This window comes from Caulobacter sp. GW821-FHT09A05 (assembly GCF_059418465.1).
The window spans coordinates 192,228-206,581 of record NZ_JBWKPX010000006.1 but is presented as its reverse complement, the minus strand read 5'-3'; the positions used below and the strand labels follow the sequence as shown (position 1 = coordinate 206,581).

General features: G+C 69.6%; 9 protein-coding genes. 6 read left to right on the top strand and 3 right to left on the bottom strand.

Going from position 1 to position 14,354, the window contains the following annotated elements:
• The first annotated feature begins 103 nt into the window (after positions 1-103).
• Entirely contained in the window at positions 104-1,687 is a 1,584-nt protein-coding gene (locus tag AC07NX_RS08380) for an ArnT family glycosyltransferase (protein ID WP_494640777.1), read from the top strand.
• Between the two features lie 141 nt (positions 1,688-1,828).
• Here the strand turns inward: AC07NX_RS08380 and AC07NX_RS08375 are convergent, their stop codons facing one another.
• Both AC07NX_RS08375 and AC07NX_RS08370 read right to left on the bottom strand, forming a co-directional pair.
• The gene (locus AC07NX_RS08375) at positions 1,829-2,470 is read right to left on the bottom strand and encodes a 3-oxoacid CoA-transferase subunit B (protein ID WP_494640775.1); all 642 of its coding nucleotides are present in this window, start codon (positions 2,468-2,470) and stop codon (positions 1,829-1,831) included.
• Positions 2,470-3,192 carry a CoA transferase subunit A gene (locus AC07NX_RS08370; protein ID WP_494640773.1) on the bottom strand — a complete coding sequence of 241 codons (723 nt, stop codon included), beginning with the start codon at positions 3,190-3,192 and terminating at the stop codon, positions 2,470-2,472. The genes AC07NX_RS08375 and AC07NX_RS08370 overlap by 1 nt, the downstream gene beginning before the upstream one ends.
• Before the next feature lie 96 nt (positions 3,193-3,288).
• On the opposite strand from AC07NX_RS08370, the gene kefF reads away from it, so the two are divergent.
• The 3 genes from kefF to AC07NX_RS08355 all read left to right on the top strand — a co-directional run bounded on the left by kefF (position 3,289) and on the right by AC07NX_RS08355 (position 6,166).
• A complete protein-coding gene (gene kefF / locus AC07NX_RS08365; protein WP_494640771.1) occupies positions 3,289-3,900 on the top strand; it encodes a glutathione-regulated potassium-efflux system oxidoreductase KefF in 612 nt (203 codons plus the stop codon).
• Between the two features lie 3 nt (positions 3,901-3,903).
• Positions 3,904-5,820: a monovalent cation:proton antiporter-2 (CPA2) family protein gene (locus AC07NX_RS08360; protein ID WP_494640769.1), complete on the top strand. Its 1,917-nt coding sequence runs from the start codon at positions 3,904-3,906 to the stop codon at positions 5,818-5,820.
• A 106-nt stretch (positions 5,821-5,926) separates the two neighbouring features.
• A complete protein-coding gene (locus AC07NX_RS08355; RefSeq protein WP_494640767.1) occupies positions 5,927-6,166 on the top strand; it encodes a DUF6894 family protein in 240 nt (79 codons plus the stop codon).
• Positions 6,167-6,202: 36 nt separating this feature from the next.
• Here AC07NX_RS08355 and AC07NX_RS08350 read toward each other — a convergent pair whose 3' ends face one another.
• Positions 6,203-10,537, bottom strand: coding sequence for a cadherin-like domain-containing protein (locus AC07NX_RS08350; protein ID WP_494640765.1), 4,335 nt, complete (start codon positions 10,535-10,537; stop codon positions 6,203-6,205).
• Between the two features lie 518 nt (positions 10,538-11,055).
• Here AC07NX_RS08350 and AC07NX_RS08345 point away from each other — a divergent pair.
• Positions 11,056-12,591 carry a response regulator gene (locus AC07NX_RS08345; RefSeq protein WP_494640763.1) on the top strand — a complete coding sequence of 512 codons (1,536 nt, stop codon included), beginning with the start codon at positions 11,056-11,058 and terminating at the stop codon, positions 12,589-12,591.
• Between the two features lie 37 nt (positions 12,592-12,628).
• Positions 12,629-14,338 (top strand): AmpG family muropeptide MFS transporter, encoded by a 1,710-nt coding sequence (locus AC07NX_RS08340; RefSeq protein ID WP_494640761.1) that lies wholly within the window; start codon positions 12,629-12,631, stop codon positions 14,336-14,338.
• The last annotated feature ends 16 nt before the right edge of the window (positions 14,339-14,354 follow it).

Here is a 14,354-nt window from a genome sequence, read left to right as displayed (position 1 = left end):
AGGTTTGGTGACGGAAAGGCCACGATCGCGGATAAACCCGCTTCAGGGGCCCGCTTGCGGAAGATTTAGTCAGCGTCCTCTTACTTATGCGGGAGAAATCAGCGTGGCCCTTGATGAAACGGCGCGGCCGGCTCAGGCGCGAATCTGGCGGCTGACGCTGATCTTGGTCGGGGTTCTGACGGTTCTGCGGGTCGTGGCGCTGTTCGCCACCCCCCTGGAGCTGTACCCGGACGAAGCCCAGTACTGGCTGTGGTCGCGTCACCTGGATTTCGGCTACTTTTCCAAGCCCCCGGTGATCGCCTGGCTGATCTGGGCGACCACGCGGATCGGCGGCGACGCCGAGGCCTGGCTGCGCATCGGTTCGCCGCTGATCAACGCTGGCACGGCCCTGGTGATCTCGCGCATCGCCACGCGGCTCTACGGCGCCGAGCGGGGCGGGAGCTGGGTCGGGGCGGCGGCCGCGGCGATCTTCATCCTGATGCCCGGCGTCCAGCTGTCGTCGGTGCTGATCACCACCGACACCCCGCTGCTGTTCTTCCTGGCCTTGATGATCTGGGCCTGCGTCGCCCTGCCCCACGCCTCGCCCAGGGCGCGGACCTGGCTGGCCGCCGGCATGGGCGCGGCCCTGGGCCTGGCGTTCCTGTCCAAGTACGCGGCGATCTACGCCCTGGCCAGCCTGGGCGCGCACCTGGTCCTGTCGCGCGACGCCCGACGGGCCTGGACCCCGGCCATGGCGATCGCCTTCTTCGCCACCCTGCTGGCGGTCTTCGCCCCGAACATGATCTGGAACTACCAGCACCACTTCTCGACGCTGGAGCACACGGCGGCCAACGCCAACTGGAAGGCCGGCAAGCTGTTCAATCCGCTGGAGCTGGTCCAGTTCGTCGGCTCGCAGTTCGGAGTGTTCGGGCCCGTGCCGTTCGGCGTCCTGGGCGGCGGCGCCGTGCTGCTGGCCGTGCGCAGGCGGCCGGCCCCGGCCGACGTCATGCTGCTGTGCTTCGCCCTGCCGCCCCTGGTCACGGTGGCGGCCCAGGCCTTCGTGTCGCGGGCCAACGCCAACTGGGCCGGGGCGGCCTATGTCGCCGGCTCGGTTCTGGTCGCCGCCTGGCTGCTGCGCTGGGACGCCCGCCGCTGGCTGGTCGGCGGACTGGCCCTGCAGGCGGTGCTGGCGGCGGTGTTCCTGGCCTGGGTGATCGCGCCGCGCACGGCCGAGGCCATGGGCATGGCCAACGCCTTCAAGCGGGCCCGCGGCTGGGACCAGACGGTGCAGGCGATCATCGAGCGCTCGCGCGAGGAGCAGGCCCTGCACGGCGGCCTGACCGCCGTCGCCGTCGACGACCGCTTCCTCTACAACGTGGCCGCCTATTACGGCCGCGCCTATTTCGGCACGCCGCAGGCCCCGCCGCTGCGGATGTGGGTGCACGAAATCGCCGCCCGCAACCAGGCCGAGGCCGAGGCGCCGCTGGACGCCGCCCTGGGTCGCCGGGCCCTGATCGCCAGCCTGGAGGGAACCTACCGCGCCAAGATCAGGCAGGACTTCGCCAAGACCTCGGACCTGCAGATCGTCCGTGTGCGGCTGGACAAGAAGCGCTCGCGACGGACCGACCTGTTCATCGCCGAGGGCTTCCAGCCCGTACCGCGGGATCCGGTGACCGGGCTACCGCCGGATCCGAAGCCGACGCCGTAGGGATTAGATCCTCCCCCTGTGGGGGAGGCGGCCGAAGGCCGGTGGGGGGAGTTATGGGGCTGTCGATCCGGATCATGACCGCGGACCTGCCACTCCCCCCTCCGTCGGCTGCGCCGACACCTCCCCCACAGGGGGAGGATCTTAGAGAGCGACCTCGAAATCCGCCTCGGTCTTGGCCTTCACGTCGTCCACGGTCACGTCGGGCGCCAGCTCGATCAGCTTCACCGGTGTCTTGCCGCGGTTGATCTCGAACACGCCCAGTTCGGTGATCAGCAGGTCGACGACCCCCGCCCCGGTCAGCGGCAGGGAGCACCGCTTCAGCAGCTTGGGCGCGCCGGATTTCTCGCAATGGTCCATGACCACCACCACCCGCTTGACGCCGGCCACCAGGTCCATGGCCCCGCCCATGCCCTTGACCATCTTGCCGGGCACCATCCAGTTGGCCAGGTCGCCGTTTTCGGCCACCTGCATGCCGCCCAGGATCGACAGGGCGATGTGGCCGCCGCGGATCATCGCGAAGCTGTCGGCGGACGAAAAGTAGGAGCTGGAGTCCAGCTCGGTGATCGTCTGCTTGCCGGCGTTGATCAGGTCGGCGTCCTCCTCGCCCTCGTAGGGGAAGGGGCCCATGCCCAGCATGCCGTTCTCGCTCTGCAGCGTCACGCTCATGCCGTCGGGAATATAGTTAGCCACCAGGGTCGGGATGCCGATGCCCAGGTTCACGTAGAAGCCGTCCCGCAGCTCCTTGGCGGCCCGTTCGGCCATCTGGTCGCGCGTCCAGGCCATCACGCTTGCTCCTGAGCGGTTTCGCGGGGACGGGTGGTGACGCGTTCGATCCGCTTCTCGAACCTCGCGCCCTTGATCAGGCGGTCGACATAGATGCCGGGGGTGTGGATGGCGTCCTTGTCCAGCGCGCCGATCTCGACGATCTCCTCGACCTCGACGACCGTGGCCTTGCCGGCCGTGGCCATCATCGGATTGAAGTTGCGGGCGGTCTTGCGGTAGACGAGGTTGCCCTCGGCGTCGGCCTTCCAGGCCTTGACGATCGACAGGTCGGCGGTCAGGCCGCGCTCCATCACGTACATCTCGCCGTCGAACTCGCGGGTTTCCTTGCCCTCGGCCACCAGGGTGCCGTAGCCCGTGCGGGTAAAGAAGGCGGGAATGCCCGCCCCGCCGGCCCGGATGCGCTCGGCCAGGGTGCCCTGCGGATTGAACTCCAGCTCCAGCTCGCCGCTGAGGTAGAGCTGTTCGAACAGCTTGTTCTCGCCCACATAGGACGAGACCATCTTCTTGATCTGGCGGTTCTCCAGCAGGATCCCCAGGCCGAAGCCGTCGACGCCGCAATTGTTGGAGACCACCGTGAGGTCCTTGACGCCCGTTTCGCGGATCGCCGCGATCAGGTTTTCGGGAATGCCGCAGAGGCCGAAGCCCCCGGCCATGATCGTCATGCCATCGAATAAAAGACCCGCCAGCGCCTCGGCGGCTGTGGACTTGACCTTGTCGACCATGGTTCCTCCCGGAGCGACGTTCGCCGACTGCTCTGAGCCGCCGGACGGAGAAATTCAACCCTTGATGAATAAAATTTCGATGCGTGGAGTAGCGGCGTGACCGATCAGACTGACGCTGGGGAAGCTAGCACCGGCCTCGCGACGCCCGCCACCTCGGGCGTGCTGCTGACCCTGGCCCATCCCGCGCTTGAACGCTCTCGCGCCAATCGCGCCCTGGCCAAGGCGGCCAAGGGCCTGGGCGGCGTCACCTTCCATGACCTCTACGAGACCTATCCGGACTTCGCGATCGACATCGAGGCCGAGCAGGAGAAGCTGCTGGCGCACGACGTGATCGCCGTGCAGTTCCCGCTCTACTGGTACTCGACCCCGGCCCTGCTGAAGGAGTGGTTCGACCTGGTCTGGCTGCACGGCTTCGCCTACGGCCTGGAGGGCAACGCCCTGGCCGGCAAGCGATTGTTCGCCGCCTGCACCACCGGCGGGGCGGCCAAGGCCTACCACGCCCACGGCTACAACCGCTTCTCGATGGACGAGTTCCTGCGCCCGCTGGAGCAGACCGCCTATCTGTGCGGCATGGTCTGGGAGACGCCCTTCGTGGTGCACGGGGCGGCGACCAAGGATGACGAAGAGCTGAAGGCCGAGGCCCAGCGCTACCGGGCCCGCATCGGCTCGCTGCTGGCCGCGCCCGCCGACGCCGAACTGGGGGCCTGATCCATGCCGTTCCTGCTGCAAGCCCTGGTCTATCTCGGCGCCGCCGTCATCTCCGTGCCGATCGCCAAGCGCCTGGGCCTGGGATCGGTGCTGGGCTACCTGATCGCCGGGGTGGTGATCGGCCCGTTCGCCCTGTCGCTGGTCGGCGAACAGACCGACGTGATGAAGTTCGCCGAGTTCGGCGTGGTCATCCTGCTGTTCCTGATCGGGCTGGAGGTCCAGCCCTCCACCCTGTGGGACATGCGCAAGGCGATCTTCGGCCTGGGCGGGGCCCAGGTGGTCGGCACGGCCCTGGCCGTGGCCGGCGTGTCGATGGCGCTGGGCCTGCCCTGGCAGACGGCCCTGGCCGTGGGCCTGGTCCTGGCCATGTCCTCGACCGCCATCGTCCTGCAGACCCTGGACGAGAAGGGCCTGAGGCAGGGGCCGGTCGGACGCGCGGCCTTCGGGGTGCTGCTCCTGCAGGACCTGGCGGTGATCCCGATGTTCGCCCTGCTGCCGACCCTGGCGACCATCGCCCCGCCGGTCCACGCCGAGGCCGCCGGCCATGGCGGGCCAAGCCTGGTGGCCCACCTGCCGCCCTGGGCCCAGGGCCTGGCGGTGTTCGTCGCCGTCGGCGCGGTGGTCGGCGGCGGCCGCTACCTGGTGCGGCCGATCTTCCGCTTCATCGCCGAGGCCCGCCTGCGCGAGATCTTCACCGCCGCGGCCCTGCTGATCGTGGTGGGCGTGGCCAGCATCATGCAGACCGTCGGGCTGTCGCCCGCGCTGGGCGCCTTCCTGGCCGGGGTGGTGCTGGCCGAGAGCGAGTTCCGCCGCGAGCTGGAAACCGACATTGAGCCGTTCCGCGGCCTGCTGCTGGGCCTGTTCTTCATCACCGTCGGAGCGGGCATCGACCTGAAGCTGGTGGCCAGCCAGCCCCTGGTGCTGATCGGCCTGGTGCTGGGGCTGATGGTGCTGAAGTTCGTGGTCATGTTCGGACTGGCGCGGCTGTTCGGCGCCCCGGCCCGCGGGGCGGCGGCCGTCGCCACCGCCCTAGCCCAGGGCGGGGAGTTCGCCTTCGTGCTGCTCAGCTTCACGGTCGGGGCCGGGGTGATCGGCGCGACCCTGGCGGCCCTGCTGACCGCCGCCGTCGCCGTCTCCATGGCCCTGACCCCGGTGGCGATGATCCTCTACGAGCGCATCGCCCAGATGGTCGACGCGGCCATACCCAAGGTCACGCCCGACACCGGCGCCTTCGACGACGGCGAGCCGGACATCATCATCGCCGGCTTCGGCCGCTTCGGCCAGATCACCGGCCGCCTGCTGACCGCCAACGGCTTCCGCTCGACCGTGCTGGACAGCGACATCGAGCAGATCGACCTGCTGCGCCGCTTCGGCCGCCGGGTGCACTATGGCGACGCGACCCGCATGGACCTGCTGCGGGCCGCCGGCATCGAGCGGGCCCGGATGCTGATCGTCGCCCTGGACGACCGCGAAAAGACCGTCGAACTGGTCGAGACCGCCCGCAAGGCCTTCCCCGACCTGGTGATCCTGGCCCGGGCCTGGGACCGCCGCCACGCCTACGACCTGCTGGCCAACGGCGCCGACGCGGTCGAGCGCGAGACCTTCGAGGCCGCCCTGGCCCTGGGGACCACCGCCCTGCAGAAGCTGGGCTACCGCGCCCACCGGGCCCACCGCGCGGCCGGGATCTTCCGCCGCCACGACCGCAAGTCGTTCGAGGACCTGCGTCCCGTCTGGGGCCAGGAGGAGGCCTATATCCTGGCCTCGCGCGACGCGGCCCAGACCATGGACAGGCTGCTGACCGCCGACCTGGCCCGCCTGCGTCCCGGCGACGGGGCCGGCGCCTGGGACACCGCCAGCCTCGACGAGGAGCTGAAGGAGCGGGCCGAACGCGAGAACGCCCGGCGCGAGGGCGCGAAGTAGCGGGACGCGATCTCGGAACCGCCGGCCCGCGAACGGGATTCCTATGGAAAGGAGGGCCTCATGGCCGACATCCCGAAGGACCGTGGCGAGGCGTGAGACCAGGTCGATGCGTTATTTCTTCCAGCTCAGCGACGGCCACGTCCTGACCGACGACGAGGGCGAGGTGTTCGACGACCTCGACGCCGCCAAGGTCGAGGCGGCGCGGATCGCCGGCGAGTGGCTGCGCGACAACGCCGACGAATTCGCCCAGGAGGGGACCCTGCTGGTCGAGGTGCTGGACGACCGCCGCGCCGTGCTGGCGACGGTCGCCGTCGAGGCCAACGCCCCGACCGGGACGGTGCACTGAGGCCCCGTCCCGCGCCTTGGCCCGATCAGCGCCCGATCAGAGGATGAAGTCCGACGTCGTCAGGCCGTGGTTTCCGGCCAGCTCGAAGATCGAGGCGGCCTGCCCGCTGTTGTCGGTGTAGAGCAGCACGACCGTGCGGTCGCCCTGGGCGTCGTAGAAGAAGGCCATGTCGCCGGCATGGCCCGTCTGGTTGTTCAGGGTGAAGCCCTGGTCGCCGGCCAGGCCGGTGTTGGCGTCGATCCCCGACAGGTCGATCCGATCGCCCGCCCCGAAGTCGAGGATGACGTCCCGCGCGGTCGGCGCGGAGTCCGAGGTCGCGGCGAACACGAAGGTGTCGGCGCCGAAGCCGCCCGCCAGCAGGTCCGCGCCGCCGCCGCCGGAGATCACGTCGGCCCCGGCCCCGCCGACCAGGCTGTTGTTGTACTGCGAGCCGGTCAGGGTCACGCCGGCCGCGGCGCCCGAGGCGTCGACGTTCTCGAAGCTGGAGACATAGGTCGCGCCGGTGATCTGGCTGCTGGACAGGTTGGCCAGGTTGACGACGGCCGCGACCTTCAGGACCAGGGTGTCGCGGCCCGCGCCGCCGTCGATCACGTAGTCGGCCGCGTCATAGACGATCCGGTCGTCGCCGTCGCCGCCCCGCTGGTGGTCGCCGTCGGCGCCGCCATCGAGGACGTCGTTGCCCGCCCCGCCGGCCAGGGTGTCGAAGCCCGCGCCGCCGACCAGGGTGTCAGCGCCCGCCCCGCCGGTCAGACTGTTGTTGTAGGCCGAACCGGTCAGGATGACGCCGGCGCTCGCGCCCGAGGCGTCGACGTCCTCGAAGCCCGCCACATAGGCCCCGCCCGCGACCTGGCTGGTCGACATGTTGGCTAGGTTCACGGTCGCGCCGACGTTCAGGATCAGGGTGTCCCGGTCCGCGCCGCCGTCGATCACATAGTCGGCCGCGTCGTAGACGATCCGGTCGGCGCCGGCCCCGCCGCGCTGGTAGTCGCCGTCCAGGCCGCCGTCGAGGAAGTCGGCCCCGGCGCCGCCGGTCAGCGTGTCGTAGCCCGCCAGGCCCCTCAAGGTGTCGGCGCCGTCGCCGCCGTCGATCACGTCCTTGAGCAGGCCGCCGGTATAGGTGGTGTCCTTGCCGGGTGCGTCTGTGAAGCTGTTGGCCTGCCACAGCCCGCCCGACAGGCTACGGTTGTCGCCGGCTTCGCCCACCGTGACGCTGACCGTGATCGGGGCGGTGAAGCCGCCGTGGCCGTCCGAGGCGGTGTAGGTGAAGCTGTCGACCACCGACTGGCCAGCGGCCAGCTGGTCGAAGCTGTCCGCATCGGCCACGTAGCGGACCTGGCCGTTATCGAGGCTGATCGAGGCGCCCAGGGCCGACTTGGTCCCTGACAGGGCCGCGATGACCAGGCCGTCCAGGTCGACGTCGTGGTCGTTGGCCAGCACGTCGACCAGGATCGAGGCGTCCTCGGCGACGCTGGCCACATCGGCCGCGCCGTCCGGCGCGTCGTTGACCGCCTCGACGCCCAGCAGGACCGTCACCACCCCCGAAACGCCGCCGAACGCGTCGCGGGCGGTGTAGGTGAAGCTGTCGCCGCCGCTATGATTGGCGTTGGCGGTGTAGACGAACGAGCCGTCGGCGTTGAGCACCAGCGTGCCGTAGGTCGGGCCGTGATCCAGCACGGCCGTCAGCGCGTCGCTGTTGGCGTCGCTGTCGTTGGCCAGCACGCCGTGGGCCGCATCGACGGTCAGGATCGTGTCCTCGGCCACCGTGAACGTCCCGTCCAGCGTCGCCACCGGGGCGGTGTTGATCGACAGGCGGGCCAGGATCGCGTCGTGGTCGGTGGGCTGGTCGATCGACGCCTGGCCGGTGTTGAGGTGGACGTTGTCGAACACCGCGCCGTTCGCCAGGCCCTGCGAGACCAGCAGGTGGTCGATCTGCTGGGCGTTGCCCTCGAAGATGTAGGAATAGCGCTCTTCCGGAGGCAGGGTCCGGGCCAGGTTGTAGAGCGCGCCGTTCGCCTCCAGCACAGTCAGGCTCGGCTCGTGATAGAAGGCGTTGAAGTCTCCCATCACCGCGACATGGGCGTCCGGGTCGGCGGCCAGCAGGCCCTGGACATAGTCGCGGACGGCCGTGCTCTGGTCCAGGCGCCGGTCGTCGCCGTTGTTGGTCGGCGGCTGGTTGGCGCCGAACAGCGGGTCGCTGCCGCCGCGCGAATAGTTGTGCACGTCGATGGCGGTGATCGTCTCACCCCGGAACACGAAGTCGGCGGCCAGGGGCGAGCGGCTGTTGTTGAAGGCGTTGGCCGGGCCGGTGGTGTCAACGACCAGCCGGGCCGAGCCCTCGACATAGTCCACGCGGTCGGCGCGATAGAGGAAGGCGTTGCGGATGTTGCCGTTGCCCTCGCCGCCGGTGGTGTTGTTGGCGGTCGGCGCGATCTCGATCCAGCTGTAGCGCGGGCCGCCGGCCGCCTCGATGGCCGCCACCAGCTTGTCCAGCGTCGCCGCGCCGCTGTAGTTCGTACCGTTTCCGGCGCCGTCGGCGTCCTGGATCTCCTCGACGCCGAGGATGTCGGGCGCTCCGAGGTTGTTGGCGATGTCGGCCGCCAGGGCGGCGAACTTGGCGTCCGAATCGACGGCCGAAAGGTTCTCCAGATTATAGGCGCCGATCGTCAGGTGGCTGGCGTCGCCGGCCAGGCTGGTGGTCTCCAGCGGCAGGGTCCCGCCGCTGACGGTGTTCTCGACCGCGGTGGCGATCACCTCGTACTTGCCGCCGAAATAGCTGACCACGCCGGTGACGTCGCCCAGCTGGTCGCGCAGCACGTAGCCGGCCGAGAAGCCGGGGTTCACGCCGCTGTCGGCATAGACCAGGATCCGTTCGGGATTGTCGTCGCCCTCGGTCAGGGTGACGCCGCCCCGGCCGTTGAGGCCGCTGGCGTCGGCGCCGCCGTCGGCCACCACCCAGGTCTGGCCCGCGTCGGTGGCGTCGGTCGCCTGGGCGTCGTGGATCGTCACCACCATGCCCTCGATCGACTCGTAGAAGTCGATCCCGTCGGTCGCCGGATCGAAGCTGGTCAGGCCGTCGTCGTCGATGACGGTGTTCGGAACGGCCCGGCCGCCCGCCCCGAGCAAGGTCGAGGCCACGGTCCCCGTGCCGATCACGCTGATCGTCGGCGCGGTGATCTCGGTGATCGTCAGGTTGGTGGCGACCCCGCCGTTGTACTCGTCGACCGTGCCGCTCACCTGCACCAGGTCGCCGACATGGACGGTCGGGATGGCGTTGGTGAACACGAAGATGGCGTCCGAGGTGGCGTCGTCGCCGTCACCCACAGCGTCCTGGATCCAGAAGCCGCGCGAACCGGTGGTGTCGATCGCCGTCACCACGCCCTGGGTCGAGACCGTCTGGCCGTCATAGGCCGAGAGGTGGCCGGCGCCCTGGATGTCGTAGATCGCCACGGGGGCGAAGTCGTCATTGACGATGGTCGCCTGGCCGACCGCGTCGATCAGGGCCGCCGCGCCGCTGGTCACCACCAGGTTGGAGAGATTGACCGTGAAGGCCTCGTTCGGCTCGGGCGTCGCGTCGCCGTGGATCGTCACCGACACGGTCTGGCTGGCCGGGCCGCCGGCCGTGAAGGTCAGGGACCCGTGGGTCTCGGCATAGTCGCTCCCGGCCTGGGCCGAGCCGTCGGTCGTGGCGAAGTCGACGGTGAAGGCGCCGGTGGTGTTGGTGCGCGTGACCGTGAAGGTCATCACCTGGTCGCCGGAATCGCCCTCGCTCAGGGTGACGTCGCTGATCGAGACATTGGCGCTGGGCGCGCCGCCGTCGGTGACCGTGAAGCCGGTCTTGTAGGGAACGGGCACGCCGTCATCGAGCGACCAGTTGGCCGAATTGGCGATCGCCGACAGGATCTCGGCCTTGGCCCCCGTGGTCGCGCCCACATAGGCGCCGTTGTCGGTCCCGAAGGCCAGCGCCGTGCTCCCCGTCGCCAGGCCCGTCGGAATGGCCGAGGTGTTGGAATTGGTCGCGTCGCCAGCATAGGTCGTGTTGCCGTCCGCGAAGTCCAGGGCGAACAGCGGCGTCGCCGACGCGCCCGAGCCCTGATAAGCGATGATCTGGTCGCCCGAGGTCGAGGGGTTCAGCGAACCGGTCAGGCCCGTGACCGTGATCACCGTGCCCGCCGCCGCGCCGCCGGCCCCGGCCGTATAGGTGTAGACGCCCTCGCCCGTCCGGAAGCCGCCCGCCGCCAGCCAACCGTTGTCGGTGAAGGTGATGACCGTACCGGCCTCGACCGCCGTCAGCAGCACGAACGAGAACGACTTGCCGGCGGTGTCGGCGCTGTAGCCGATCAGGGCGAGATCGCCCACGGTCAGGGTGGTCATGTGTTTCCTCCGAAGGGGGTCTTGTTCTGGACGGTCGCTGCTGGAGCCTGAACCTGGGTGAGCCGGTTATTCTAGGAGCTTTCAGCAAGACCGCGATCTTGATCCAGCCTAGAAGCACTCGATGACAGGACGATGTCGAAATTTTCAGCACTTCGCAATCAAGAGCTTGCGACCTAGTCGGGGCAAGTCCGACCTGAAGATTAAGAGAGAAGTTTCACGTCATGATATTATTCATTCCGTCCGTAAACGATGCGTCTGAAATCTTCGCTTTGTTGCGTTAAGCAAGATCCCAACCGGACGGCCGAGAGCTCGAATATCCGCGATACGGCAAGCCTGGCGACGACTGGCGGCCGGACGCGAAATGCCTGGGGCCGGGCGCGAAAATTGCAATCGGCGGCGCTCAATCTCAAATGGGAAACAAATTCTTACTTACCTGATCGGAACGGCGACCGGCGGACGCCCTGAATCCCTGGCGCCGAACACCCGTCGTTAAGCCGTGACCGCTAAGCTCTCCCGCCATGAGCAACCGTCCTTCCTCCGCCGGGATCACTCCCGAACAGCTGGCCACCCTCAGCCACGAGTTCCGCACCCCGCTGAACGGCGTGCTGGGCATGGCGCGGCTGCTGGAGGGCACCCGGCTGACCGCCGAGCAGCGCGCCTATGTCGGCGCCCTGCGCGAAAGCGGCGACCACCTGCTGTCGCTGGTCAACGACGTGCTCGACTTCGCCCGTCTCGGCGCCACCGCCATCGAGCTGCACACCGCCCCGGTCGACGTCGAGAACCTGCTGCGCCAGGTGGCCGAGCTGCTCAGCCCGCGCGCCCATGAAAAGGCCATCGAGATCGCCTGGGCCGCCGCGCCCGGCCTGCCGACGATCCTGGCCGACGAGGGTCGTCTGCGGCAGGTGCTGCTGAACTACGCCGGCAACGCCATCAAGTTCACCGAAGTCGGCGGGGTGCTGCTGAGCGCCGAGCTGGCGCCGAACGGTCGCGCTCGCTTCTCCGTCCGCGACACGGGTCCCGGCGTCGCTCCGGAAGCCCGCGCCGCCATCTTCGAGGCCTTCGTCCAGACCGATCCCTCGCACCAGGCCCAGCTGGGCGGAGCGGGACTGGGCCTGGCGATCGTCGCCCGCCTGGCCGGGGCCATGGACGGCGAGGCCGGGGTCGGCGGCGAGCTGGGCCAGGGCGCCGAGTTCTGGTTCGAGGCCCCGTTCGAGGTCGCCCCGACGCCGCCCCCGGAGCTGCCGCTGTCCGGCCGCGCCGTCGCCATCGCCTCGCCCAACGCCATGATCCGCGAGGCCGCCCTCCGCCAGGTCCGAGCCAGCGGCGGCCAGGCCCTGGCCGGCGAGACCGTCGCCGAAGCCCTGAAGGGCGCCCCGGCCGACGTCGTGCTGCTGCTCGACGCGGCCCTGGCTGGGCCGCGCGGGGCGCTGAAGCCGCCGGCCGGCCGCGCCTGCGTCGTCCTGCTGACCCCCGACCAGCGCGACCGCATCCCCAAGCTGAAGGCCGCCGGCCTGGGTTACCTGATCAAGCCGCTGCGCCGCGCCTCGCTGATCGCCCAGGTGCTGGCCGCTCGTCCAGCGACCCGAACCCCGACGATCGAGGCCGCTCCGGCGTCGGCCCACGAGGACGACCGCATCGCCCCCGCCGCCGCCCCCGGCGTCCGCGTGCTGCTGGCCGAGGACAACCCGATCAACGCCCTGCTAGCCCGCGCCCTGCTGGAGCGCGAGGGCTGCAGGGTCGACCGCATCGCCAGCGGCGACGAGGCCGTCTCGGCCCTGTCGCGCGGCTTCTACGACCTGATCCTGATGGACCTGCGCATGCCGGGCCTGAACGGCATCGAGGCCACCAAGGCCCTGCGCGAGCGCGGCGTGACCACGCCCATCGTCGCCCTGACCGCCGACGCCTTCGACGAGGACCGCCGCGCCTGCCTGGCGGCCGGCATGAACGACTTCCTGGCCAAGCCGCTCACCCCGCCGGCCCTGCGCGGCGTGCTGACGAACTGGACGGGCCTCGGCTGGACGAAAGCGGCGACGCGCGCCAAGGTCGCCGGCTAAGGCGGGGCGGCTTCCCCCGCACCGGGAACCGCCACGCATGACCGACGACGCCAAACCCGCGCCGCAGAAGAAGACCCTTCTGCAGACCCTGGCCTTCTTCGGTGAGCGCCGCAGCCTGGTGATGCTGGGCCTGGGATTCGCCTCGGGCCTGCCCTTCATGCTGATCTTCGACACCCTGTCGCTGTGGCTGCGCGACGCGGGCCTGTCCCTGGCGGTGATCGGCTTCTTCAGCCTGGCGACCCTGTCGTTCTCGTTCAAGTTCCTGTGGGCCCCGCTGATCGACCGCACCAAGGTGCCGGTGCTGCATGGGCTGGTCGGCCACCGGCGGGCCTGGATGCTGGTCTGCCAGGCGGTGATCATCCTGGGCCTGCTGGCCATTTCCGGCGTCAATCCGGCCGCGAACCTGCCGCTGATGGCCGCCATCGCCGTGATCGTCGGCTTCGCCACCGCCACCCAGGACATCGTCATCGACGCCTGGCGGATCGAGGTGGTCGACGTCGAGCGCCAGGGCCAGATGGCCGTCGCCGTGCAGTGGGGCTATCGCGGGGCGATGATCATGGCCGGGGCCGTGCCGCTGATCCTGGCCGAGCGGTTCGGCTGGAACATCTCCTACCTGGTCATGGCCGGGATCATGCTGATCGGCGTGGCCTCGACCTTGGCGGCGCCGCGCGAAGAGGCCCACGCCATCCGGCCGATCCATACCGACGGCGTCAACCAGCCCAAGGCCTTGGAGATCATCGAATGGCTGGCGCGGCTGGCCATCCTGGTCATCGGCGCCCTGCTGGTCGGATCCGGCCTGTCGGGTGACGCCAGCCTGCTGTCCAAGCTGGTGGGCGGCGACGTCCTGGCCGAGGCCTGGAAGGCCAAGCCTAACGGCGTCTGGCTGCAGCTGGCCGGCGTACTGGCCGGCCTCGCCGTGATCGTGATCGCCGCCTGGCCGATCCCCAGGGTCAAGACCAAGCCCGGCGTCTACCTGTCGACGGCGCTCTATTCGCCGCTCAAGGACTTCCTGACCCGGTTCTCGGGCGTGGCCGGCCTGATCCTGGCGGCGATCTGCGTCTACCGGGTCTCGGACTTCGTGCTCAACATCATGAACCCGTTCTACCGCGACATGGGCTTCTCCCTGACCGAGATCGCCGAGATCCGGAAGGTGTTCGGCATCATCGCCTCGATGGCCGGTGTATTCCTGGGCGGAGTTGTCGTGGCGCGCTTCGGGCTGATGCGAGCCCTGATCGTCGGGGCCTTCGCCCAGCCGATCAGCAACCTGATGTTCGCCCTGCTGGCGATGAGCGGTCACAGCGTGCCGATGCTGTTCACCTCGATCTGCATCGACAACATCGCCGGCGGCGTCGCCGGCACGGCCCTGATCGCCTACATGTCCAGCCTGACCACGGCGGGCTTCACGGCCACGCAATACGCGCTGTTCTCCTCGCTCTACGCCCTGCCCGGCAAGCTGATCGCCTCCCAGTCGGGACGGATCGTCGAGGCCTCGGCGATCGCGGCCGAGCACGGCGGCCCGATCGGCGTGCTGAAGGGCCTGTTCACGCGCCTGCCGCCCGAGAGCTTCACCGCCGCTGGCGCCAAGCTGGGGGTGGGCGCCCCGGCCATGGCGGCAGGCTATACGGCGTTCTTCATCTACACGGCCCTGATCGGCGTGGTGGCCATCGGCCTGTCATTCCTGGTCGCCGTCCGCCAGCCGGCGCACATGGCCGCCAAGGCGGCCGCGGAAACCGAGGCTGCGACCTGAACCCGCGACCGCTCGG

Bases quoted from the DNA above. Each gene is read 5' to 3' on its own strand.
- AC07NX_RS08375 (WP_494640775.1), bottom strand. From the start codon at position 2,470: ATGGCCTGGACGCGCGACCAGATGGCCGAACGGGCCGCCAAGGAGCTG.
- AC07NX_RS08370 (WP_494640773.1), bottom strand. From the start codon at position 3,192: ATGGTCGACAAGGTCAAGTCCACAGCCGCCGAGGCGCTGGCGGGTCTT.
- AC07NX_RS08360 (WP_494640769.1), top strand. From the start codon at position 3,904: ATGCCGTTCCTGCTGCAAGCCCTGGTCTATCTCGGCGCCGCCGTCATC.
- AC07NX_RS08355 (WP_494640767.1), top strand. From the start codon at position 5,927: ATGCGTTATTTCTTCCAGCTCAGCGACGGCCACGTCCTGACCGACGAC.
- AC07NX_RS08350 (WP_494640765.1), bottom strand. From the start codon at position 10,537: ATGACCACCCTGACCGTGGGCGATCTCGCCCTGATCGGCTACAGCGCC.
- AC07NX_RS08345 (WP_494640763.1), top strand. From the start codon at position 11,056: ATGAGCAACCGTCCTTCCTCCGCCGGGATCACTCCCGAACAGCTGGCC.
- AC07NX_RS08340 (WP_494640761.1), top strand. From the start codon at position 12,629: ATGACCGACGACGCCAAACCCGCGCCGCAGAAGAAGACCCTTCTGCAG.